Below are 23,774 nucleotides of genomic sequence, written 5' to 3' on the forward strand. Positions count from 1 at the left end.
ATACGGAAAGTGTCAGGGGGTCCCTGTAGCGTTCCTCCCGAGCTCGCCGGTGCCCGTGTGCACCTGGCAGGAGACTCTCAGCGGCAATCGGGAGACTTGCTGGGTTCATACGCGGTTGGGGAGGGACATTGGCAGCGTTCGTCGGGCTGATCTTCGTGGTTGTCGGCCTGGTCCACTTCTATCTGTGGAAGCGGCTCGTCAAGGATCCGATGCGGTCCCGCACAGGGCGCCGGGTCGGGGCGGTGATCGCCGTCGTCTTGGCGGTGCTAGTCCCCACGACACTCATCGGCGTCCGCTCGGGGGCGGTCCAGTGGCTGGCCTGGCCCGGGTACCTGTGGATCGCGCTGATGTTCTACCTGCTGGTGACCTTGGCCGTACTCGAGATCCCCCGCCTCGCCATCCTGCTGACGTGGCGCTTCGGCCGTCGTGGAACCGCGGCCGCCGACGCAGACGCGACCGACGCCGAGCCGGTGCGGATCGGCTCGAAGGCCACACCTGCCGAACGGGGCACGCCGCCGGAAGCCGGCGCGCCCGAACAAACGGCCGCGCCGGGCGAGGGCGCTCTCGGTCAAGCTGCCGTGAGTGATGAACGAGCTCTGACCCCTGGATACGCTCCGGCCAGCGAGTGTGGCGACGGTGGCGAGGGTGGCGAGGGTGGCGACGCTGAGCGATCCGACCAGAACGAGGGTGGGATTGATCGGCGGCTGGTTCTTGCTCGGGGGGTGGCGATCTTCGCCGGGCTCACCGCGGCGTCGGTCACCGGGTATGGGGTCAAGACTGCTCTGGGTGGGCCGCGGATCGATCGGCTTCAGATGCCGCTCGCGAAGGTGCCGCGGAGTATGGACGGGTTTCGGATGGCGGTCGTGTCCGACATTCATCTGGGGCCTTTGACCGGTGTCAATCACGCGCGGCGGATCGTCGACCAGATCAATTCGGTGCAGGCGGACATCGTGTGCGTCGTCGGTGACCTTGTGGACGGCAGCGTGGCGGAACTGGGGCGGTTCGCGGCGCCGCTGGCCGAGATCGAGTCGCGACATGGGGCGTTCTTCGTGACCGGTAATCATGAGTACTACTCCGGCTATCAGGAGTGGGTCGAGGAGGTGGCACGGCTCGGCATGCGGCCGCTGCGCAACGAGCGGGTCGAGATCAACGGGCTCGATCTGGCCGGTGTGAACGATCTCGGTGGGGCCGAGCACGGTGACGCGCCCGATTTCGCGCGGGCGCTGGGGGATCGGGACACCGCGAGGCCGGTCGTGCTGATGGCTCACCAGCCCGTGGCCGTGCACGACGCCGCCCCGTTCGGGGTCGATCTCCAGGTTTCCGGGCACACGCACGGTGGGCAGATGGCACCCTTCAACCTGCTGGTGCGGCTGCAGCAGCCGGTCGTGTCCGGGCTCGGCCGGGTGGACGGGGTGCCGGTCTACGTGACCAACGGCGCCGGCTTCTGGGGTCCACCTGTGCGGGTCGGGGCGCCACCTCAGGTCAGCGTGATCGAGTTGCGCTCGAAGTGAGATGTGATCGACCTGATGCGGCCCGAGGGCATCAAGATCCGTAAGTTTGTGAGGCGTGGCGATTCGTGCGAGCGACGGAGGGCGTGACAGGATGCAGCGCGTGCCCTCGGAGAACGCAGGGTCCCCGGTCGCCGCGGACACCTATGTCGCGGATCTCCACATCCACTCGCGCTTCTCGCGAGCCTGCAGCCGCGATCTGACGCTGCCCAACCTGGCCTGGTGGGCGCGGCGCAAGGGCATCGCCCTGCTGGGCACCGGCGACTTCACCCATCCGGCCTGGTTCGACCACCTCAAGGAGAGCCTGGTCGAGTCCGGCCACGGCCTCTACCGCCTGGCCGCCGAGGCCGAGGCCGAGGTCACCAAGCGGCTGCCCGGTTCGCTGCAGGCGAGCACCCCGGCGCGGTTCATGCTCAGCGTCGAGATCTCGACGATCTACAAGCGTGACGACCGTACGCGCAAGGTGCACCACCTGATCTACATGCCCGATCTGGCGGCGGCGGCCCGGTTCAACACCGCGCTCGGGCGCATCGGCAACCTGACCGCCGACGGGCGGCCGATCCTCGGGCTCGACTCGCGCGACCTTCTCGAGATCGCGCTCGAGGCGGGCGGCTACCTGATCCCGGCCCACATCTGGACGCCGTGGTTCTCCGCCCTCGGCTCCAAGTCGGGCTTCGACGCGATCGCCGACTGCTACGCCGACCTGGCCGACCACATCACCGCCGTCGAGACCGGCCTCTCCTCCGACCCGGAGATGAACTGGCGCGTCTCCAGCCTCGACCGCTACCGCCTGGTCTCCAACTCCGACGCCCACTCGCCGGCCGCGCTGGCCCGTGAGGCCACCCTCTTCACCGGTGTGCCCGACTACGAGGCCGTCCGCACCGGCGCCGGCCTCGCCGGCACCCTCGAGTTCTTCCCCGAGGAGGGCAAGTACCACGCCGACGGCCACCGCGCCTGCGGCGTGAATTGGGAGCCGGAGCGCACCCGCCAGAACAACGGCCGGTGCCCCGAGTGCGGCAAGCCGCTCACCGTCGGGGTGCTCAGCCGCGTCGAAGACCTCGCCGACCGGCCGGTGGGCTTCCACAAGGACACCCACGTCGAGCACCTCATCCAGATCCACGAGATCCTCGGCGAGATCAACGGCGTCGGCCCCAAGTCGAAGACCGTCGAGTCGCAGCTCAACCACCTGGTGGCCACCCTCGGCGCCGAGCTCGACATTCTGCGCCGGGTGCCGCTCGACGAGATCGGCAAGGCCGGCGGCGACGACCTGCGGGAGGCGATCACCCGGCTGCGGGCCGGTGACGTGCGCCGGGTGCCGGGTTACGACGGCGAGTACGGCGTGATCACGCTCTTCGACCAGGGCGAGCTGCGCAACCGGGCCAGCGCCCCGCAGGCCGAGACGCTGTTCGACCTGCCCGCGCAGCATCTGCCTCAGCAGCGCAAACCCGAACCGGCGATCGGCCGCGCCCCGGCGCCCAAGCCCAAGCCGGTCAAGCCGGTCAAGGAGCCGAAAAAGGCCGTCGTGCCGCCGCTCGCGTCCCCGCCGAGCCCGCACGAGCCGTTCGAGCCGATGCTCTCCGGTATGGAGGAGGTCGGCACCGGCCTGCTCGACCGGCTCGACGCCATGCAGCGGGTGGCCGCGTCGGCGCCGGGCGGCCCGCTGCTGATCGTCGCCGGGCCGGGTACCGGCAAGACCCGTACGCTGACGCATCGCATCGCCTACCTCTGTGCCGAGCTGGGTGTCTTCCCGGAGCGCTGCCTGGCCATCACCTTCACCCGGCGGGCCGCCGGTGAGCTGCGGGAACGCCTCGACGCGCTGCTCGGCGACATGGGTGCGGACATCACCGTCGGCACGTTCCACTCGGTCGGCCTGTCGATCCTGCGCGACAACGCGAAAGCGGCCGGGCTGGGCACTTCCTGGCGCATCGCCGACGAGGGTGAGCGGGCCGAGGCGCGCGAGCAGGCCGGCGACGACGACCTCGCGTACGCGAAACTGCTGCGCCAGCAGGATCTGGTCGACCTCGACGAGCTGATCAGCCTGCCCGTCGCCCTGCTGCGCGACGATCCGGCGCTGGTGGAGAAGTACCGCCGCCAGTGGCAGTGGATCTTCGTGGACGAGTACCAGGACGTCGACGACACCCAGTACGAGCTGCTGCGCCTGCTCAGCCCCGCGAACGGCAACCTGTGCGCGATCGGCGATCCGGACCAGGCGATCTACTCGTTCCGCGGCGCCGACGTGAAGTACTTCCTGCGCTTCAACGAGGACTTCGTCGACGCGCGCCTGGTCCGGCTGACCCGCAACTACCGTTCGTCGGCGCCGATCCTGGCCGCCGCCGTGCAGGCCATCGCGCCGTCGTCGCTGGTGAACGGCCGGCGGCTCGACCCCGCGCGGCTCGACCCGGAGGCGCCGCTGGTCGGGCGCTACCCGGCGGCGAGCGTGGCCGACGAGGCCGACTTCGTGGTCCGTACGATCGACGAGCTGGTCGGCGGCCTCTCCCACCGCTCGCTCGACTCGGGCCGGGTCGACTCGCGCGCCGGCATCGCCGGCAACCTGTCGTTCTCGGACATCGCCGTGCTGTACCGGACCGACTCCCAGTCCGGCCCGATCGTCGAGGCGCTGTCCCGGGCCGGCGTGCCGGTGCAGAAGCGCTCGCACAACCGGCTGCGGGACCGGGCCGGCGTTCAGGAGATCGCCCGCGAGCTGCGGCACGAGGACGGCCTGGGCGGTTCGCTGGCGGCCCGGGTCAAGCTGACCGCGCAGGTGCTGGCGCAGCGCTACGCGGCCCCCACGCTGGACGGCGCGCAGGTCGCGCCCGAGGACATCTGGACCGCCGCCGAACTGCTGCTGCCGCTGGCCCACCGGATCGGCGACGACCTTCCGCGCTTCCTGCAGGAGATCGCGACCGGGGCCGAGGTGGACGCGCTCGACCCGCGGGCCGAGGCGGTCAACCTGCTCACCCTGCACGCGGCCAAGGGCCTCGAGTTCCCGGTGGTCTTCCTGGTCGGTTGCGAGGACGGCCTGCTGCCGCTGCGGTGGCCGGGCCGCACGCCGTCCGACGACGAGGTCGCCGAGGAACGCCGGCTGTTCTTCGTCGGCCTCACCCGCGCGCAGGACCGCCTCTACGTCAGCCACGCGGCGCGCCGGTTCCGGCACGGCAGGGAACGCGAGCAGACGCCGAGCCCGTTCCTCGACGTGATCGATTCCGGTCTGTTCGAGCGGCTGGGTGACACGGTCCCGTCCCGCCCGAAGGACCGCCAGCTCAGGCTGTTGTGATGATCGCGGCCAGCGCCCCGGCGAGGAGCGCCGGTCCGAAGGGGAGCGGCTGCCGCCGACCGGCCCGGCGGGTCAGCAGCAGAAAACCCGCGATCGGCCCGTTGATCAGGTGGGGCGCGATCACACCGACGGCCACCGCCGGCCAACCGGCGAAGCCGAGGATGAAGGCCAGCACGGCGCCGAGCTTCACGTCGCCCAGCCCGAAACCCGGCAGCAGCAGGTACACGCCGAGCACCACCACCCCGGCCACCAGCGCCGGGCCGATCCGCTCCGGCCGCAGAACCGCGAGCGGCACTCCCGCGACGAACGCGAGCAGGCCGACGAGCCGGTCGGGCAGTCGCAGGCAACGCCGGTCGATCATCGCGAGCAGCAGCGCCGGGACCGCGGCGAGCAGGTACACCGGCAACAGGGGCGACTCTCCGATGGCGACAGCCAGGAGCGCCGCCACTGCGGCGCCGGTGGCGGTCGTGACGACGTACACCCGGGAACAGGAACAGAACGCACCCACCCGGACCCACGCGGAAAGCGCGACCCCGCACGAGGCGCATGTGGACCGGCTCGGCTCGCCGTAGGGAACCGCGAGCCGATAGGCGATGCGGGGGAGGAAGGCCGCGGTCGCCGCGCCGAACGTCGCGGCCAAGATCACGAGGGGTATCGGCACGGATGTGCACCGTAGCGGTATCGATTGCGCGACGGGCGTCGTGTTGCCGACAGAGGCGGCGATTCCGTGCGGGTTTGCGTCGTGCCCGCACGCTACGGTGAGAGCGCATAACCCGCCTTCGGAGGATCCCTGATGTCGCAGAACGGCCCGTACTCCGGTCCGCCGTGGTCGAGCGGGAGCTCCGATGAGCCGTATGCGGAGCCCGCCGACCCGTGGGGTGACCATGGAGCCCCGGTGCAGGAGCCGGCGTGGGGTGCCCACCCGCCGTCGATCCCGCAGCAACCGGTGTCCTACACCTCGGCCCCGCTGAACGCGCCGGTGAGCCCGGACGGCGACTGGTTGCGGACTCCTCCGCCGTCGCCACCGAAGCGCAACACCCCGATCATCGCGCTCGTGGTGACGCTCGGCGTGCTGATCTGCATCGGGCTCGGCGCGACGGCGTGGCTGCTCAAGGAGCGTAACGACAACAAGGGGAACCAGGCCTCGCCGAACGCGTCGGCCTCCGCCGCCCAGCCGGACGGGCCGGCGCCGCGCGGCAGCGAGGACGCCCGGTTCTATGTCAAAGAGGGCGACTGCGTAGTGAACGAGGGCTCCGACGCCCGGCCCGACATGCGGACGTCGGCCTGCACCACCGGCACGTACGAGGTGCTCAAGCAGATCAAGGGGAAGACGTCGGGGGAGCCGGACGCCGAGAAGAAGTGCTCGTCGGTGTCGGGGTACACGAAGTGGTACTTCTACGACAGCGCCTTCGACGACCTCGACTTCGTGCTGTGCCTCAAGGAGCACAAGAACTCCTAGGCCGCTCTAGCCATCTCTAGCCCTGAGGCTAGATAGCGCTAGAGACGCCTCGAAACGTACCCGAGGTAAAACTAGGCATCTCTAGCGTCAAAGCTAGACGGCCCGATACTGTGCAATCCGTGGATCCGGTGAGGAACCCGTACGCCCCCGGCGCCGGCCAGCGCCCACCCGAGCTGGCCGGGCGCGACCGCGAGCTGGACGCCTTCGACGTGGTGCTCGAGCGGGTCGCCCGTGGCCGCCCCGAGCGCAGCCTCGTGCTGACCGGCCTGCGCGGCGTCGGAAAGACCGTCCTGCTCAACACGCTGCGCTCGGCGGCCATCGGCCGGCTCTGGGGCACCGGCAAGATCGAGGCGCGCCCCGATCAGTCGCTGCGCCGCCCGGTCTCGGCCGCGCTGCACATGGCGATCCGCGAGCTCGCCGCCCACCACCGCGACCCCGACCGGGTCGACGAGGTGCTCGGCGTGCTCAAGGCGTTCGCGCTGCGGGCCAACGACAGCAACGCCAAGCTGCGCGACCGCTGGGCGCCCGGCATCGACGTGCCACCGGCACGCGGGCGGGCCGACTCCGGTGACATCGAGATCGACCTGGTCGAGCTCTTCACCGACGCGGCCTCGCTCGCCACCGACGTGGGCACCGGCATCGCCCTGTTCATCGACGAGATGCAGGATCTGGGGCCGGCCGACGTCTCGGCCCTCTGCGCCGCCTGCCACGAGCTGTCCCAGCTCGGCGCGCCGCTGATCGTGGTCGGCGCCGGCCTGCCCCATCTGCCGGCCGTGCTCTCGGCGGCGAAGTCGTACTCCGAACGGCTCTTCCGCTATCAGCGCATCGACCGGCTCGACCGGGTCGCGGCCGACCTGGCGCTCTGCGCGCCGGCCGCCCGGGAGGAGGTCGAATACGAGGCGAAGGCCCTCGACCTGCTGTACGAGAAATCGGGCGGCTACCCGTACTTCGTGCAGGCGTACGGGAAGGCGACCTGGGACCACGCGCCGCAGTCGCCGGTGACCGACGCCGACGTGCGGGTCGCCGCGCCCGAGGCGGAGGCCGAGCTGGCGGTGGGCTTCTTCGGTTCGCGGTTCGAACGGGCCACGCCGGCCGAGCGCGAATACATGCGGGCCATGGCCGCGCTGTCCGGCGAGCCGGACAACGACATGGACGCGGCCGTGCCGACCTCGGACATCGCGACCGCGCTGGGCCGCAAACCGGCGAGTCTGTCCCCGGCCCGGGACGCGCTGATCAAGAAGGGGCTGATCTACTCGGGTGAGCGTGGCACTGTTGCGTTCACGGTGCCGCATTTCGGGCGCTACCTGCGTACGCAGCCGGTGTGATCCGCGTACGGCGGGTATAACGAGGGTCATGAAGCCCGTACGCACCGTCGCCCGCGCGATGCTGGCCTCGATCTTCGTGGTCAGCGGCGTCCGCGTCCTGCTCAATCCCGATTCCAAGCTCGAGACCGCCCAGCGGGTCACCGACAAGGTCGGCCCGTGGCTGGAGAAGACCGACCCGCGCCTGCCCTCCGACACCCGGACGCTCGTACGGCTCAAGGCGGCGAGCGACGTGGTCGCCGGGCTGGCCCTGGCCACCGGCCACGTCACCCGCCCGGCGGCGGCGGTGCTGGCCGCGGGCCTGCTGCCCACGACGGCCGCCGGTCACCCGTTCTGGGACCGTTCGCGGCCCGACCGCGCGCAGCAGGAGACCCAGTTCCTCAAGAACCTGAGCCTGCTGGGTGGTCTGCTGCTCGCCGCCGCCGACACGCAGGGCCAGCCCGGGCTGCGCTACCGGACCACGCACGCGGTGGACCGGTCCCAGCGCAACGTCAGGCGCGCCGTCCGTACGGCCAAACGCGAAGCCAAGATTGCCGCGATGAGCGCCGCGGCCGCACGCAAAATGCCCGGCTAACAACCTCTTTGCGATCTTTGCGTTAAGCCGACGAGGGGCTGCGCGGTCGCTTCCGCCTGCCTGAAGCGGTCGCTTCCGCCTGGCTGGGGCGGTCGCTTCCGCCTGCCTGGAGTCGAGAGCGACGGGGGTCGCGCCATGTCGGCGGTGCTTGCGGGGACAGTCTCCATCGGTGGGCTGTGGAGGCTCAGCCTGGCCATCGCCGGGGTGGCCGCCCTGGGTCTGGCCGTGACCGCCCTCGCCGGACCGGTGGCCCGCCGGTACGGCCGGGCCAGCCGCCCGGTGGTGGTCGTCGCCACCGTCCTCGCCCTGCTCCTGGAGCCGGTGCGCGCGACGCTCGAACTCGGCGGTCTCGACCTGATCCTGTTCGGCCTGGTCGTGGCCGACCTGGTGGCGCTGCGCCGCTCGGCCTGGGCCCGAACCCGGGCCACCTGGTGGCCACAGACGGCCGGCGGAAGCCGCCTGCGGCGGATCTGGTCGACCGGCTCCTGGGCCGGCGCCGGCATCGGCATCGCCTCCGCCCTGGCCCCGGGAACCCTGCTCTTCGTAGCCCACCTGGCCCTGACCAGGCAGTGGCGGGCCGCGCTGACCGCCCTGGCCACGGCCGGGACTCTGATCACGGGGGCGCTGCTGGTGGCACCGGGCGTCTGGTTCGCCAAGGTGTTGCCGAGCATCGACCGGGCCGGGCCACTCGACGCACCCGCCAATCAGTCGCTGGCGGGTGTGCTGGCCCGCCTCTACGACTCGGCGAGCACCCCGGTGCTGGTGTGGCTGTCGTTCGCGGTGCTGCTGCTCGCGGTGGGCCTGATCCGAGCCCGCTCGGCCCACGCGGAGGGCGACGAGATCGCGGCGTTCACGTTGGTGGGCCTGGCCGGCGCGGCGGTGGCCCCGGTCAGCACGGCGAACGAGCTGGTCTGGGCCCTCCCGGCCATCCTGATCCTCATCGACGCGGCGGCACGGCGGAGAGCCAGCCCCCGACGGCCGGTCCCCCGTCGCCTGACCGGCCTGGGGCCGTTCCTGGCGGCGGCGGTGGTGGCCCTGGTCTTCGCCGTCCCACCCGTCGGCAACGTCACCGCCATCACGGTGATCGTGCTGCTCAACGCCCTGCCGTGGCGCCCGTCGGCCCCCGCCCGACGCCGCCCCACAGCCGCGGCCCCGCGGGTACCAGCCATCCCCGGCCCAAGGCTCAGCTGAGGTTGCCGTCCTACGGGCAGTTGACCCACTCGTCGGAGCCGTCGGTGAAGACCTGACGCTTCCAGATCGGCAGCCGCGCCTTGGCCTCGTCGACCAGGCGCGCGCAGGCCGCGAACGCCGCGGCCCGGTGTGCCGTGCTGACCGAGGCGACCAAGGCGACGTCGCCGATGGCCAGCGTGCCCACGCGATGGGAGACGGCGACCGCGTAGACGTCCGGGTCGGTGGCGATCTCCTCGGCGACCTCGCGCAGCACCGCGGCGGCGCTCGGGTGCCCCTCGTACTCCAGCAGCGTCACCCCGCGGCCGTGGTCGTGGTCGCGGACCACGCCCTGGAACGACACCACGGCGCCGGCCCGAACGTCGGCGACGGCCTTCTCGTGCGCGGCCAGATCGAGCGGCGCGTCCAGCACCTCGCTGATGGCGATGATCCCGCTCATGGGCGCTCCTCAGTGATGTTCCCGGTCATGGGCGTTCGCCCGCGACCAGTGGTAGCGGGAGGAAGGGCACCAGGTCGCCGGGGGCGGCCTCGGTGCCAGGGCGGATGACGACGAAGCCGTGTGCGTTGGAGAGGCCGCGCAGCATCGCCGATCCGACGTGGCCGACGGGGGTGGCCACGCGGCCCGAAGGGTCGAGCCGGGCCAGCGCCAGGTGGGTGTCGTTGCCGCGGCCGCGGACCACCGAGGCCGCCTCGACCGTCGGCAAGGCCGGGGCGGGGCGGCCCTGCAGGCCGGCCAGCAACGGGGCGACCAGGGTGATCAGGGCGATCACGGCGGACTGCGGGTTGCCGGGTAGGCCGGCCAGGAAGCGGGGGCGTCCGTCCTCGCCGGGCACCCGGGCCAGGAGCATCGGGAAGCCGGGGCGTACGCCGACGGTGTTCACCACGTACTCGGCGCCCAGCTCGGCCAGTGCGGGGTGGAGGTGGTCGACCGGGCCGTGCATGGTGCCGCCCGTGGTGCAGACCAGGTCGGCCGTCCGGAGGGCGCCCCGGACGGCGGCGAGGTGAGCCTCCAATGTGTCCTGGACCGGGCCGGTGATCGCGGACGGGTCGACCGTCGCACCGTACCGCCGCAGCCAGGCCGGTACCTGCGGGCCCAGCGAGTCGCGGACCCGGCCGGCGCCCGGCGTGCCCGCGGTCAGCAGCTCGTCGCCGAAGACCAGCAGGCCGGCACGGATCCGCGGGTAGACGCTCAGCGCCTCGTACCCACAGGTGGCGGCCACGCCGATCACGGCCGGATCGACAGCCGTGCCGGGCGGGAGCAGCACCTCGTCCTTCGCCGCCTCCTCGCCCGGCATGCGCCAGTCGGGCACCGCGTGGCGGCGCGGCTCGCCGCTGACCCGGCCCTCCCTGTCGCGTGTGGAGTCCTCGATACGGACCAGCGCCGAGGCGCCCGACGGCACCATCGCGCCGGTGGCGATCTCGACGCACGTGCCGTCCTCGGTCAGCGGCTCGGCCACCCCGCCGGCCAGTACCCGGCCGACCGGGCGCCATGGCTGCGGGCCGCGCACGGCCCAGCCGTCGATGCTCGAGGTCGGAAAGGCCGGCAGGTCGGTCAGGGCGCGCAGCGGCTCGGCGAGCGTGCGCCCGTCGGCCTCGGGCAGCGAGATCAGCTCGGCCGCGCCGGCGGCCGAGCGGCCGGCCGCGTAGGCCAGGGCCCGGGCCTGCTCCCAGCCGACCGGGGTGGTGTCGTCAGCGCTCACCGGTCGAGCCTATCCAGCCCCACTGCTTTGGGGGTGGTCGCCGCCACGGATCTGGTCTACCGTGTGCCGGAGCAGGGGGCCCAGCACGGCGAGTCCGTCCTTCGCCCCGCCGGTTGATCCCGGCAGATTGACGATCAGCGTGTGGCTGGCGACACCGGCCAGACCGCGGGAAAGAGCCGCGGCGGGCACTTTGTCGCGGCTGTGCGCGCGGATGGCCTCGGCGATGCCGGGGACCTCGAAATCGAGCACGCCACGAGTCGCCTCGGGTGTGCGATCGGTCGGGGTCACACCGGTTCCGCCGCTGGTCACCACGACGTCAATGCCGTCGGCAACCGCCTGGCGCAATGCCTCGGCGACGGGTTCACCATCCGGAACGACCACTGGGTCTCCGGTCACCGTGCAGCCGAGCTCGCGCAATCCCGCGACGAGCCGCGGCCCGCTGGTGTCCTCGTAGATCCCCGCAGCGGCACGATTGCTCGCCACGATCACACGGGCGGTGATGTCGCTCACGGCCGGTCCTCCGGGCGTACCCAATCGCCGGTCTTGCCGCCTTCTTTGCGCAGGACGCGGACGGCTTCGATGCTCGCCGCCGGATCCACCGCCTTGATCATGTCGATCATGGTGAGGCCGGCGACGGCGACCGAGGTGAGCGCCTCCATCTCGACCCCGGTGCGGTCGGCGGTCTTGGTGGTAGCGGTGATCTCGATCGAGGTATCGGTCAGGGTCAGGTCGACCTTGACGCCGTGCAGCCCGATGGGGTGGCAGAGCGGCACGAGATCGGGTGTCCGTTTCGCCCCCATGATCCCCGCGAGGCGGGCGACGGCGAGCGCGTCGCCCTTCGGAAGGCCGTCGCTCTGCAACAGGGCGATCACCTCCGGGGTGGTCACGACACGTCCGGCGGCAATCGCACGGCGTGCGCTGATCTCCTTGGCGGAGACGTCGACCATACGGGCGGCGCCGGCCTCGTCGACGTGAGTGAGCTGGGATTCGTCGGGCATACCAGGAGCTTATAGAAAGTTCATACGGCCGTGAGATCGCACGGCCGCGATGAGCCGCGCACAATTTAAATGGCTAAACGAATGTCTGGCGCCTATGCGCTGGTCAGACATGTTGTGGATCACTCGGGAAATGGGCACTCGGAGGGTGAGAACTAAAGCACGGAGTGCGATTTGGACACTGCGGCCATAACGGTATTCCAGATAGCTCTGAGTTTTCATTCCTAAGCACTGAGTAACGAGCAGACAGGCTGTTATCACTTTCTGCTCATACCGACACAAAACACTATGAACCTGGGTGAAAGCCAAATACCTTTCTGGTCGTCGCGACGAACACACGCACTTCCGCCGCCGAGATCAGCAGGGAGATGGCCATGCGTAGCAGCCAGGAATGGGAGTGAACTCCTAGGTGCGCGAACGGGCGCGGGGTGCTTAGGCTTGAGCCCGAAGCGACGGCTTCGATGCGCTCAGTGACAGGACCCGGAGATGCCCACCTCTAGCTCCAACGACGACGCGACCGATCGACAGCTCCGGCTGTTCGTCGGTCTCGTCGTCGTTTTGGCGCTCGGCGCGGCCGGCGGGGTGGTGGCGTACAGCGTGGCGCAGCCCATGCCACCGCCGAACTTCTTGGTGATCGGGCTGATCTTCGGCGCGATCATCGTGGCCATCCGGCTGCGGGTGCGCTTTCGGATCATGTCCAACCAGGACGTCACGACCTGGACCGAGGTGCCGGTTCTGATCGGGCTGGCGCTGGTACCGGCACCGTGGGTGATCTTGTGCACCATCCTGGCCATCACGATCAACCGGATCGCGATGCGACGTGCCCTGCTCAAGACCGTCTGGCAGGTCGCGAAAGACACCCTGCTGGCGTCCTCGGCCGCCGTGATGTTTCTGCTCTACGGCGTCCAGCCCAGCGTGAGCGACCCGCCTTTCGCCGCCGGCGCCATCCTTCTGGGCCTGTGCGCGATGGCAATTGTCGATCAGGCGGCTTTCCTCCCGGTAATGGCAATTTCCTCGCGCGTGCGGCTCCGCGACATCGCCCGTCGCAATCTGGACGTCAAGATTGTCGGTTATGTCGTCCGGCTCGCGGCCACGCTCGTGACGATGGCCCTGCTCGCCTACAACGGTGATCCGCTTCTGCTGCTTCTGCTGCCGTTGATCGTGGCGTGTCTTCAGCTCTGGCAGTCGGGCCGGGTGCGTACCCGCGAAGAGCGCGACTCCTGGCAGCGCCTCGCCGAGGCCACCGACGCCCTCAACGCCGTCGACCTCACCCAGGTGCTGCACTCGGCGGTCTCCCGGGCCGCGGTCATCTTCTCGGCCAGCGAAGCCGAGATCGACCTCGCCGTGGCCGGCACCGACGACCGGGTCGTGATCGGCTCGGCCAGTGGCATCCGGCACGACGGTTCGCCCGGCACGGCCAAGAACAAGCACCGCGGCGAGGTCACCACCGACCTGATCGCGCACGACGGCACGCTGCGAGTCGGCGTGCTGCGGCTGCGCTTCGGCGGCGCGGTCAAGCTCACCGAGTTCGAGCAGTACAAGCTCAAGACCTTCGCCTCGGCGCTCTGCACGGCCATTCGCAACGCTTCCGCGTACGCCGAACTCGCGCGGATCAGCGCCCAGAACGCGCACGACGCGGCCCACGACGCCCTCACCGGCCTCGCCAACCGCCGCCACCTGTACGACCGGGCCACCCGCCACTTCTCCGGCGACAGCGACGACGGCGTGGTCGCCCTGCTGCTCATCGACCTCAACCACTTCAAAGAGGTCAACGACACGCTGGGCCACGCCGCCGGCGACGCGGTGCTGCGCAAGGTGGCCCGCCGGCTGAGCGCCGCCGCGGCCCCCGGTGATCTGGTCGCCCGGCTCGGTGGCGATGAGTTCGCGATGCTGCTCACCAACCTGCCGACTCCCGCCATGGCCGGCCACCGCGCCGAGACGGTCCTCGCCTCCCTCGACGAGGCCATCGAGGTCGAGGGCATGCAGCTCACCGTCTCGGCCGCCGCCGGCATCGCGCTGGCGCCCGGCAGCGGCGGCGTCAACGAGCTCATGCGCCGCGCCGACATCGCCATGTACCAGGCGAAAAAGGCAGGTCAACCTACGGCTACGTACGCGCACGCGAGCGACACCGCCGACGTCGAGCGGCTGGTGCTCAGCAGCGAGTTGCAGCGCGCCATCGCCGAACGCGAGTTCGTGGTCGAATTCCAGCCCATCGTCGATCTGGGCAGCGGCGAAGTGCTCTGGGCCGAGGCCCTGGCCCGCTGGCAGCACCCCGAGTACGGCTTCCTGACGCCCATGCAGTTCCTCGAGACGGTGGAGCGCTCCGGTCAGCTGCCCGCCTTCGCCGACGCCGTCCTCGAGCAGGCTCTCGACGCGTCCAACCAGTGGCGCGAGGCCGGCTTCGACATGCCGGTCGCGGTGAACGTGTCACCCCGCAGCCTGCTCGACCCGAGCTTCCCCGAGATGGTGCTGGCCCGGCTCGGCCGCCACCAGGTGTCGCCCGAGATGCTGGTCTTCGAGCTGGCCGAGACGCTGACGCTCACCCAGCTCGAGGTCGTGCGCAGGGCACTGAACGATCTGAGTGAGGCCGGCGTCCGCCTGGCCCTCGACGATTTCGGTACGGGCGTGTCCCCGCTGTCCGTTCTTTCGCACATTCCGGTCAGCCAGCTGAAGATCGACCGGGAGTTCGTCAGCACCGTGCAGACCTCCTCCGAGGCGGTCGCGGTCATCCGCTCCACGGTCGACCTGGCCCGCAGCCTGCACCTCACCGTGATCGCCGAAGGGGTGGAGAGCGAGCCGCAACGGCTCTCGCTGTGGGAGCTGGGCTGCGTCGCCGGGCAGGGCCACCTCTTCGCCCGCTCGATGTCGGCCGATCGGTTGCTGGCCACCATGCAGCGGGGCACGGGCGGGCGTACGGGCGCTCTGGCCGCCTCATTGCACGACGGCGGCGCGGTCGTCCGCATGTCGCGGCGGCGGCCCGGCTCAACAGGGAGATCTTCTCTGCCACACTTGCCCGCGTGAGTGGCGAAACAGCAGCTGAGGACCGTGGTTTTCGGGAGTACGCGGTCGATGCGGCCCTTTACGCCCTCTCCGCCGCCTTCGCGCTGTTCACCGCGACGTCCTCGACGCTGCTGCCCCATCGCGCCTGGGGTGCCATAGCGGTCTGGGCCTACGCCGGCGCGCTCCTCGCGGTTGTCGCGCAGCTGATCGCGTACCGCCGCAAGCTCCTGAAGAGCGGAAGAGTCGCACTCACCTGGATCACCTGGGTGGCCGCGGCCCTGGTGCCGCTCGTCGTGCAGGCCGTGCAGCGGGCCGGCGGGCGCGTCGATCGCGCTCAGGAGGAGGTGCTGGTCGTCGAGCGGATGGGCGAGCGGCTGCTGCACGACGGCACGCCCTACCTGAGCCGCGACGCGATCGCCGCCCTGCCGCTCGACGAGCGGTTGATGGGATACAGCCCCTATCAGCCTGGAATGGCGGTCTTCGGGCTCCCGCGCGCGATCGTCGGCGACTACTGGTGGACGGACGCGCGCGTCTGGTTCGCGGTCGTCACCGCGGCCGCGCTGATCATGGCCATGCGGTTGTTGCCGGAATCGCCATGGTCCGTACGGGCGCTACAAGCAGTCACCGTTCTCCCGATCTGCGCGCTCACCCTGGCCACCGGCGGCGACGACATCCCGGTGCTGGCGCTCTGCCTCCTCGCCCTGGCCGCCGCCGCTACCGATCGTTACGGATGGGCCGGAGTGGCCGTCGGCGCCGCCGCCGCGTGCAAGCTTTTCGCCTTACCGGTCGTGGCCGTGCTGATCGTGCTGGCGATCGTCACCAAACGCGCGGGCCGGCTGATCCCGGGCGCGCTCGCCCTGCCGGTCGTCGTACTCATTCCGCCGTTCCTGGTCAACCGGGACGCCTTCCTGGAGAACGTGATCCGGTTCCCGCTCGGGCACGGTCTCGTCAAGAGCCCCGCCCAGTCGCCGTTCCCCGGCCATCTGATCGCGGAACACCTGCCGGCCGGGCGTTTCGTCGCTCTGGGCTTACTGGTCGCGGTCGCAGGCATTATTACGGTACGCATTCTGATGCGCCCCCCGCGCACGGCGGCAACCGCGTCGATGATCTGCGGGTGGGGCCTGCTGGCCGCGATCCTGCTGATGCCGACCACCCGGTTCGGTTACCTGCTGTATCCGGTGGCCTTCCTGATCTGGGGCCTCGCACTGCGCGGTGCACACAGGAACCACACAGCGTTTAGTGCCCCGACGGATGACACAGCCTTGTACCGTCTGTGAGATGCAGATGACCTGTCCGAAGTGTCACGGCGAGATGCGAGTGTACGAGCGCAGCGGCGTCACGATCGACCAGTGCACCGAGTGCCGGGGGATCTTCCTCGACCGCGGTGAGCTCGAGAAGCTCTTCGACGCCGAGTCGTCCTACAACACTCGCCAGGCCCCTCGTCCCGCGGCCGCCCCGCCGCCGCCCGCCCCCCACGCGCCGCAGCCGGGCGGATACGCGCCCCCGCCGCCGCCTCCCGCGTACGGGCAGCCCAGCCACGGTTACCCGGCCCCGGTGCCCGGTTACGCCCCGGCCCCGGCTTACGGCCACCACGGCCACTACCGGCACGGCGGCCACCACGGCCACTACCGCAAGCGCAAGGGCTTCCTGCACGACTTGTTCGACTAGGACCGCGCTTCCCCTCACCGCCGGGCCTCCCACGGCCCGGCGGTGAGCCGCGCCCATCGCCGACGCTTCCTCGCCAGCAAGCCGCCCCACCTTCAGCCGCCGCTCCGGCCGCCTCCACCGCTGCCGCAGTGCCGCCCACCTTCAGCCGCTGCCGCAGTGCCGCCCGCCTTCAGCCGCTGCCGCTACTGCTACTGCCACTGCCGGTCGGCCGCTCTTCTGCCGCTGCCGCCGTCCGCGCCGCTACTGCTGTTCCGACCGCCTTCAGCGCGCTACCGCCGGCCCGCGCCGCTACTGCTGATCCGGCCGCTTCCAGCGCGCTGCCGCTGCCCCTGTTCTGCTGCCGCTGCGCGCCGGCCGTCGCCGCTTCCGCTACTGCTTCGGAGCGCCTTCACCTGCCGTCGCTCGGCCCGCCGCTGCCGCTGGGATTGTTTCACCAGCCGCCGCCGAGCGCCCGTCGTTCCAGGCCGCCGCAGTACGCCCGTCGTTCCGGGCCGCCGCCGCGCGCCCGTCGTTCCGGGCCGTCGCCACGCCGATCCGCTGCCGCCGCGGGTACGCCCAAATGCTTCACCGGACGCCCGGCCACCGCCACGCCGGTCCACTGCTGCCGCCGGCACGCCCACTCCTTCCGTGCGCCGAGGGCGCCGCCGCGCCGGGGCTCTGCTGCCGCTGCGGGTTTCACCAGGTGCCGTCGTCGTGTACTCGGCGTTCCGGGCCGTCGCCGGTCAGCAGGTTGACCAGGGCCTCGTCCAGCGTGGCGCCCGCCATCCATTCGCCGGCCTGGTCGAGCACGAAAACGCGTCCGCGCTCGTCGATCGCCACCACGGCGTCGTCGCCCTCGACCCCGATCGGGAACAGGTCGGCCCCGATCAGCTCGCCGAACTCGGCCAGCGCTCCCGCCGCGTACGCGCCGGGCACCGGGTCGAGGCGCAGCAAGCGGACGGCCCGCCGTGTGCCTGGGCCTCGGCGGCCGCACCGTACGCCGGCGAAGTCCGCTATCGCTCGTTGTGCCTCCTCGAACGGGCGTAAACGGTTCTCGCTGATCTCCACGGCTCGTGCCACCAGCGCCGGCTGGTCGACCGGGCCGACCCATCCGCCGCCGGCCAACGTTCGCGCCACGTCGTGCGGGAATCGGCCCGGCTCCGGTACTCGCTCCGAGCCGTGCCGCCACTCGGTGGTGAACGCCAGATCCGACCAGGGCAGTACGGCGAAGTCGACCAATACGGCGATGCATGTCTCGCACGGGCGGCTCTCCGTGCCGCCCAGGGGATCGCCCTGGTCCCGTACGAGGAAAGCTTCGAAGCGAGAGCCGAGCAGCCAGGCCCGAGCCTCGTCGAGGGTGATCTCCGGGCCTCGGGAGTGCAGCGCGTCGGAGAGCGCGACCAGCTCCGCGTGCCGGTCCGCGCCGCGTACCCGGCCCGCCGGATCGGCCTGCTCCAGGCGCGCCCGCACCAGCGGATGGTGGTTGATCTCCTGGTCGCCTTTGGCCCCCTGCGCGCGGAAGAGCCGGTCGCCGGCGGTCAGGTGCGCCACCGTGGTCGGTGTGGGCGAGCGGCGGGTCAGCCGCAACAGCGAGATGGCCGGATCCACCGTTCCCGGTGGCAGCGGGCGCCGGGACCGGTAGACGGCCGCGATCTCCTCGGTCGGCACGCTCGGCCAGGTCGAGAGCACCCCGGTCTCCCGGTCGATCACCGTGCGCGCGCCGTCACCCGGCGCCGGCAGCACGGTCGACGGCGGACGTGCCCAGATCACGTACCCCAGATCGAACTCCGCGATTTCCGGCTCGCCGTCCTGGCCGCGCGCCCAGCGTGCGGCGATCTCTTCCGCTTCGGCTCGGGTGATCGCCATCCGTCCGCCCTCCCTCGCTTCTTCGTGTGAACCCATTGGATCGCCACGACGTTCACGGATTGAAGCTAACCGACCACGCAAAGTGCTCGAAGGGTGGCGACGATGGCGACGACGGCGAACCGCGAGGCGAACCGGGATCTGCGGAACCGGCTCGAGGAGATCCATGGGCGGTACGCGCGGCTCCGCTCCGATCTGGACGCGCTCCAGCATCGGCTCGAATCCCTGCGGGTCACCGCCGCCTCGCCCGACGGCCTGGTTCGCGCGACCGTCGGCCCGCGCGGTGAACTGATCGACCTCCGCCTGACCCGGCGCGCGACTCGCAACATGGACAACGAGTACGTGTCCCGGACCATCGTGGCCACCGTCCACAGTGCCGGCGAAAAGGCGCGGCAGCAGGTGCGGACCCTGATGGCCGACTACCTGCCGGCCGACTCGGGATCGCTGCGCTATCTGGCCGACAACGATCTCGGCTCGCTGCTCGGCCGCTCCGACGAGATCGTCCAGGACGTGGTCGGCCGCCATGGATGACCAGCGCCTCCGGCTCGACGCCGGCGACACCCTCGAGGGCTCGCGTTCGCTGACGGCGGCCGGCGAGGACCTCACCGCCCGCCGCAACCACGCGGGCGCCGAGATCGCCGCCGCCACCGCGGCCTCACCCTGGGGCCGCGACGAGTACGGCCAGTCCTTCGAGCGTCAGTACCACCCGGTTGAGCAGCAGGTTCTCGACGCCTGGCGATTGATCGCAGCCCACGTGGCCGGACTCGGCGAGGCGGTCGCCAAGTCGGTCCACGAGAACCTCGGGGCCGACGCCGACGCCGCCGGGCGACTCCACCTTCACCGGAGCCGATGATGAGCGTCCTTCCCAGCCCGGTGCCGCATCCGCTCGAGTTCAGCCCCTTCGACATGCCCGATTGGGCGTACACGGCGCTGGAGTGGGTGGTCGGCTTCGACTGGCCGGCCGGCAACGAGGTCACCACGTGGGACGTCGCCGACCGTTGGTATGCCCTGGCCACGGCCCTGATCGAACCGAACGACACCGCCTTCGGCGCGGTCTCTCAGATCCTTTCCGGGTACGAGGGTGCCGGCGCCGACAGCTTCGAACAGGCCTGGCAACGACTCGCGGGCGACGAGAGCGCGCCCCTGAATGCCCTGCTGCACGCGTCGCATCAACTCGGCGGCCTGGTGGAGGGCGCGGGCCGGGATCTCGAGGCGGCCAAACTCGAGGCCTGGATCGAGATCGGCATCTTCCTGACCGAGCTCATCGGCATGGGCATCACCGTGATCCTCACCCTGGGCGCCTCGTCCCCGGCCGCCGGCGGCTTGATCATGGCCACCCGGCTGGCCATTCAGCAGATCTTCCGCAAGCTCGTCGAACAGCTCGGCGCGAAGGCGCTCAAGCGGACCGCCACCCACGCCATCAAGCAGCTGGGCACCAAGGAGGGTCTGCGCAAACTCGGTCACGAGGCGCTCGACGAGGGCTTCGACGAGGCGCGCGAGGAGCTGGCGACGAACGGCGGCATCCAGGCCTACCAGCAGACGACGGGCCGTTCGGACGGTTTCGACCTGAACGACCTGCGCACCTCGGCCGTCGCCGGTTTCGCCGGCGGTGCGGCGTCGAGCGGCGCCGGCCTCGGCTCACACGGCCACGGCGGTGTGGCTCGGGGCGCCGGCGGCGAGGTCCTGGCCGAGTTCGGCGCCGCGGCGGCCTTCGGTCAGCTGCCCGATGCGGGCGATCTCGCAAAATCCGCGACTTCGGGCGCGACCGGGTCGGCGGTGCATTCCCTGCCGTCCAATTTCGCTTTCTTTGGTGGTACGCCGTTGAGCGCACCCGAAGGCAGCCTCACACCGAACCTTTCACCGGCGATCGAGGGCCCCACCGTTTCGCCGCCCTCTTCGTCACCTGTTTCATCACCAGTCGTCTCGCCGGCTGATGCCATCTCGCCTGTTTCGTCGCCAACGGAAGTCCCGTCCGCTGTTGCACCGAGCACGGACCTTTCACCGTCCGATCCATCGCGCCCGGAATCCCCGTCGAACTCCTCGCCGACTCCTCTGGCGCCTGGGGATCCCTCTTCGCCGACGGATACCTCCTCGCCGGCTTCTTCGCCTGCGGGTACCTCCTCGCCGACGTCTTCGCTTGCGGATACCTCCCAGCCGACGTCTTCGCCTGTGGATACCTCCCCGCCGGCGTCTTCGCCTGCGGCTCTTTCCGGGCCGGTCCCAGCGGCGCCCGATCCGGCTGCCGGCACCGTCGAGCCGGTCGCTACCTCGGGCCCCGGCACGGCCTTCGACTCCACGCCCCCGTCGACACCCGGCCCGGAGTCATCCGCGCTGAACTCTTCGGCGACGCCCAGCCCGGACCCGGCTCCCGCTTCGGTTCCGTCGCCCGTATCCCCGCCCACGTTCGCCTCCACGTCGGGTACCGATCTCGCCGGGCCGCCGCCACCCGCCGTACAAACGCAAGCCTCTTTTTCGTCCCCGCCGATGGCTGGCGCGGGAATGACTCCCTGGGTATCGGCCCTGCCTCGGCATCCCGGCCCGCCGGCCACCGGCACCTCCGACCTCCCGGACCTGCTGCCGCCCGGCACGACCTGGCGGGCACCACTGTCCGACCTGGACCGGATCGCGGACGCTCTCGGCCCCCGCCCGGCCGCATCCCGTCGGCGCCCACCCCTGCCCCTCGACCGGACCCCCACCACCCACCGGTATTTGAGCAGCTCGGAAGCCTCGCTCCTGGATCGGGCGCTCGCTCCGCCGTCGCCCCTCTCCGACCGTCCGCGCAGCCGGCCCCTGAACGCCCCGGTGGATGCACGCCCGTACATCAATCGCGTCCCTGCCCCTCGCCGCCCGGCGCCCGTCGTCGCGGCACCGCTGCCGAGCAACCTGGACAACGCACCGCGCCGCCCGCTGCCGCCGCCGGACCCGGCCCGCGCCGAGGCCGCCTACTTCGGCTACGCCGACCACGCCCGTCGCACCCACGAACTGAACCGGCGCGAGGAGTACGTCAGCTACCTCAACCAGATCGCCGACGACAACCGAGCCAAGATCCTCGACCTCGGTCGCCTGGCCGACGACGCCGACCGCTCCGGCTTCACGCTCCGCGCCCGCGACTACCGCCACCAGGCCGTAGAGCTCAGCGAGGTGGTAGCCGAGATCGATGCCCAAACGGACCAGATTCGCACCGGCGCGCTGGCCCCCGACACCGTCGAGGTCGACCCGCCGAACTGGGCCCGCATCAACCGCGACGTCGGCGACCTGGCTCCCGGCGGCGTCAAGACCGACAACCGTTCCGCCCTGACCGGCACCACCGGCCCGTCCCCCATCGACGCCACCCGCCGCTACAACTCGGTCGGCGGCCTACGCCCACCTTTGGCCATCCACCAGGTCGACTTGGAGAACGCCGTCCCCCGCGACCGCGACGGCCGCCCCACCCGCCTACCGGACCCGAGGGCAGGCCACTGGTTCCGCCTGGCCAACGACGGCGGACCCGCCGCCGACCCCACCCGAGGCCTGAACTGCGTAGACGGCGTCCTGTCCCTTTTCGACACGTACATTCACGGACGCCCCCGGGTAGCCGCCCCACGCACCTTCGACACGTACGCCCACGGCGACCCGACCCGCCCCCTGGGCGGCGAACTGACCGGCGTAGACCGAATCCGCCAGGCCACCGGCGGCGACTTCCAGTCGCTCTGCCCCAACGTCGGCCGAACCCCCGCCGCCGAGGCCAAACAGGCCATGGACCTGGCCTTCACCAACTTGAGCAACCACCTGCTGAACACAGGCCACGGAGCCTTCGCCTTCATCATCACCGACCTGGAGGCCGGCGGCTGCCACTCGTGGTCAGCCATCAACCACAACGGCACGGTCCTCTTCCTGGACCCCCAGATAGGCAAACTCTCAGAAACCCACCCCTTCTATCACCACGCCGGCACCCCGGCCCCCACCAACATCACCTCAATGGACGCCTTGGTGGTAACCGCCAACGGCACCCCATCCCCACTCCCACACCACGGCCCCGGCCAGTGGTCCACCACCCCAACCGGCACCGACAGCCCCCCACCGACCGAGTCACCGGAGGCCGCCGCGGAACGAGCGGCCTTCGAATCCCTGCCGTCCACAGAGCAGACAACGCTGAACCAGTCCTACGTTCGATCGCTCGCAATCGCCGACCGAGTGCTGGACGACATCCGTCAGGTCGTCGCGGCTCTCCCTTCCGTCAAAGACGGCGAAATGCCGCGCGTCGTCGATGAGCAACACCGCGCCAAGACACCGAACTCACTGGCCAGAGCCTTCCTCGAAGCAGGTTTCGCCGAGGGAACCGGCTTGGACGACTTCGTCGCCCAACAGAAGGATCTTGTACGTTTTTCGATCGAAGTACCGCTACGTGACTACGGCCGAACCGTCTTCGCCATCTTGGCGGCTCTGCGGCCTGAGGGGTACGAGGTGAGGAAGATTTTGAGTTTCTGGGGTGACGGCCTGCGTCGCCACAATGGCCTCAACGTCTCGCTGACAGAGCACGGTGGTCAGCTCATCGAGATTCAATTCCCTACACCGCGGTCCCGTGCGGCGGGAAAGGACACCCATGCTCTCTACAGCCGGGTACGGAATGGCCGCTTCACCCCGGAGCAGCGGGTAGAAGCCCTCCTGGAGATCTTCTCGATCAACCGCGACCATGGGCTGCCGGAGAATCAGCCCTCCGACCTCGAGGTGCTGGATCAGATTCAGCCCGTAATCCACAAGCAGACCGGCCTCGCGAGTTGGATCGGTTCGAACCGCGGGGTCTGGAACGGCTATATCCGCGCGCTGAACTCCGGTGGTGACTCGCTCGATCAAGCCTTAGCCCGGCACAATCTCCGGTATAGCGACGTGATGAACCCATCGGACGAGGCAGGGACGGGTCACCCATGATGGACACCCCGTTCGACTACACAGCCGTACTCAAGTCGGACATGTCCGGCACGACCACCAGCATGATTGCGCACCAGCCATTGCCTGGGCAGCCGCTAAGAGCAGTCATCTGGAGCGTGCGACATGGGGCGTGGGTCTCCGCCCCACAGATCGCCGCAGGTCTGCTGTACGACGACCGGAACTTCGATCGTCTGCGCAATATCGATCGCGCGGCCGCAGAGAAGATTTCGCTCGAGGCATTGCACGTCGAACTACCCTCCGAGGCCGATCTCAACGCCATCGCCGACGAGGGGGAACGCATGGGCTGGGAATACGGTCCCCCTCGCTCCTGAAGAC

19 protein-coding genes are annotated in these 23,774 nt (G+C 70.5%); 13 read left to right on the top strand and 6 right to left on the bottom strand.

The window, feature by feature from the left end:
• Positions 1 to 128: 128 nt before the first annotated feature.
• Positions 129 to 1,511, top strand: coding sequence for a metallophosphoesterase (locus AB0C26_RS17405; protein WP_360247855.1), 1,383 nt, complete (start codon positions 129 to 131; stop codon positions 1,509 to 1,511).
• Between the two features lie 91 nt (positions 1,512 to 1,602).
• Entirely contained in the window at positions 1,603 to 4,782 is a 3,180-nt protein-coding gene (locus AB0C26_RS17410; RefSeq protein ID WP_360247857.1) for a UvrD-helicase domain-containing protein, read from the top strand.
• Here the strand turns inward: AB0C26_RS17410 and AB0C26_RS17415 are convergent.
• Entirely contained in the window at positions 4,769 to 5,443 is a 675-nt protein-coding gene (locus AB0C26_RS17415; RefSeq protein ID WP_360247859.1) for a prepilin peptidase, read from the bottom strand. The genes AB0C26_RS17410 and AB0C26_RS17415 overlap by 14 nt on opposite strands.
• Positions 5,444 to 5,575: 132 nt before the next feature.
• On the opposite strand from AB0C26_RS17415, the gene AB0C26_RS17420 reads away from it, so the two are divergent.
• From AB0C26_RS17420 to AB0C26_RS17435, 4 genes are all read left to right on the top strand, one after another.
• Positions 5,576 to 6,241, top strand: coding sequence for a hypothetical protein (locus AB0C26_RS17420; protein WP_360247861.1), 666 nt, complete (start codon positions 5,576 to 5,578; stop codon positions 6,239 to 6,241).
• Between the two features lie 119 nt (positions 6,242 to 6,360).
• Positions 6,361 to 7,566, top strand: a complete 1,206-nt coding sequence (locus tag AB0C26_RS17425) for an ATP-binding protein (RefSeq protein ID WP_360247863.1) — start codon at positions 6,361 to 6,363, stop codon at positions 7,564 to 7,566.
• A gap of 28 nt (positions 7,567 to 7,594) precedes the next feature.
• Positions 7,595 to 8,137 carry a DoxX family membrane protein gene (locus tag AB0C26_RS17430; protein ID WP_360247865.1) on the top strand — a complete coding sequence of 181 codons (543 nt, stop codon included), beginning with the start codon at positions 7,595 to 7,597 and terminating at the stop codon, positions 8,135 to 8,137.
• Positions 8,138 to 8,272: 135 nt separating this feature from the next.
• A complete protein-coding gene (locus AB0C26_RS17435) occupies positions 8,273 to 9,328 on the top strand; it encodes a glycosyltransferase 87 family protein (protein WP_360247867.1) in 1,056 nt (351 codons plus the stop codon).
• Between the two features lie 10 nt (positions 9,329 to 9,338).
• On the opposite strand, the gene AB0C26_RS17440 is transcribed toward AB0C26_RS17435, so the two are convergent.
• Genes AB0C26_RS17440 through moaC form a run of 4 tightly spaced genes read right to left on the bottom strand, consistent with a single transcriptional unit; the run spans position 9,339 to position 12,023 of the window.
• On the bottom strand, positions 9,339 to 9,764 hold the full coding sequence (locus AB0C26_RS17440; RefSeq protein ID WP_360247869.1) for a molybdenum cofactor biosynthesis protein MoaE: 426 nt from the start codon (positions 9,762 to 9,764) through the stop codon (positions 9,339 to 9,341).
• A 25-nt stretch (positions 9,765 to 9,789) separates the two neighbouring features.
• A complete protein-coding gene (locus AB0C26_RS17445) occupies positions 9,790 to 11,025 on the bottom strand; it encodes a molybdopterin molybdotransferase MoeA (protein WP_360247871.1) in 1,236 nt (411 codons plus the stop codon).
• A gap of 9 nt (positions 11,026 to 11,034) precedes the next feature.
• The gene (locus AB0C26_RS17450) at positions 11,035 to 11,559 is read right to left on the bottom strand and encodes a MogA/MoaB family molybdenum cofactor biosynthesis protein (RefSeq protein WP_360247873.1); all 525 of its coding nucleotides are present in this window, start codon (positions 11,557 to 11,559) and stop codon (positions 11,035 to 11,037) included.
• Complete coding sequence (gene moaC, locus AB0C26_RS17455; protein ID WP_097325428.1) at positions 11,532 to 12,023, bottom strand: cyclic pyranopterin monophosphate synthase MoaC; 492 nt, start codon at positions 12,021 to 12,023, stop codon at positions 11,532 to 11,534. The genes AB0C26_RS17450 and moaC overlap by 28 nt, the downstream gene beginning before the upstream one ends.
• Before the next feature lie 483 nt (positions 12,024 to 12,506).
• On the opposite strand from moaC, the gene AB0C26_RS17460 reads away from it, so the two are divergent.
• Genes AB0C26_RS17460 through AB0C26_RS17470 form a run of 3 tightly spaced genes read left to right on the top strand, consistent with a single transcriptional unit; the run spans position 12,507 to position 16,688 of the window.
• Positions 12,507 to 15,041, top strand: coding sequence for a bifunctional diguanylate cyclase/phosphodiesterase (locus tag AB0C26_RS17460; RefSeq protein ID WP_360247876.1), 2,535 nt, complete (start codon positions 12,507 to 12,509; stop codon positions 15,039 to 15,041).
• A complete protein-coding gene (locus AB0C26_RS17465) occupies positions 15,038 to 16,297 on the top strand; it encodes a glycosyltransferase 87 family protein (RefSeq protein WP_360247878.1) in 1,260 nt (419 codons plus the stop codon). The genes AB0C26_RS17460 and AB0C26_RS17465 overlap by 4 nt, the downstream gene beginning before the upstream one ends.
• A 7-nt stretch (positions 16,298 to 16,304) precedes the next feature.
• Complete coding sequence (locus AB0C26_RS17470; RefSeq protein WP_360248301.1) at positions 16,305 to 16,688, top strand: zf-TFIIB domain-containing protein; 384 nt, start codon at positions 16,305 to 16,307, stop codon at positions 16,686 to 16,688.
• Positions 16,689 to 17,363: 675 nt separating this feature from the next.
• Here the strand turns inward: AB0C26_RS17470 and AB0C26_RS17475 are convergent.
• Complete coding sequence (locus tag AB0C26_RS17475; protein WP_360247880.1) at positions 17,364 to 18,533, bottom strand: SUKH-3 domain-containing protein; 1,170 nt, start codon at positions 18,531 to 18,533, stop codon at positions 17,364 to 17,366.
• Between the two features lie 102 nt (positions 18,534 to 18,635).
• Here AB0C26_RS17475 and AB0C26_RS17480 point away from each other — a divergent pair, with 102 nt between their 5' ends.
• From AB0C26_RS17480 to AB0C26_RS17495, 4 genes are read left to right on the top strand one after another with little or no spacing between them, the layout of a single operon-like run.
• A complete protein-coding gene (locus AB0C26_RS17480; protein ID WP_360247882.1) occupies positions 18,636 to 19,061 on the top strand; it encodes a YbaB/EbfC family nucleoid-associated protein in 426 nt (141 codons plus the stop codon).
• Positions 19,054 to 19,383 carry a hypothetical protein gene (locus AB0C26_RS17485; protein WP_360247884.1) on the top strand — a complete coding sequence of 110 codons (330 nt, stop codon included), beginning with the start codon at positions 19,054 to 19,056 and terminating at the stop codon, positions 19,381 to 19,383. The genes AB0C26_RS17480 and AB0C26_RS17485 overlap by 8 nt, the downstream gene beginning before the upstream one ends.
• A complete protein-coding gene (locus tag AB0C26_RS17490) occupies positions 19,383 to 23,438 on the top strand; it encodes a toxin glutamine deamidase domain-containing protein (protein ID WP_360247886.1) in 4,056 nt (1,351 codons plus the stop codon). The genes AB0C26_RS17485 and AB0C26_RS17490 overlap by 1 nt, the downstream gene beginning before the upstream one ends.
• Entirely contained in the window at positions 23,435 to 23,770 is a 336-nt protein-coding gene (locus AB0C26_RS17495) for a hypothetical protein (protein WP_360247888.1), read from the top strand. The genes AB0C26_RS17490 and AB0C26_RS17495 overlap by 4 nt, the downstream gene beginning before the upstream one ends.
• The last annotated feature ends 4 nt before the right edge of the window (positions 23,771 to 23,774 follow it).

Source organism: Actinoplanes sp. NPDC048796 (genome assembly GCF_040650035.1).
Classification (GTDB): Bacteria; Actinomycetota; Actinomycetes; order Mycobacteriales; family Micromonosporaceae; genus Actinoplanes.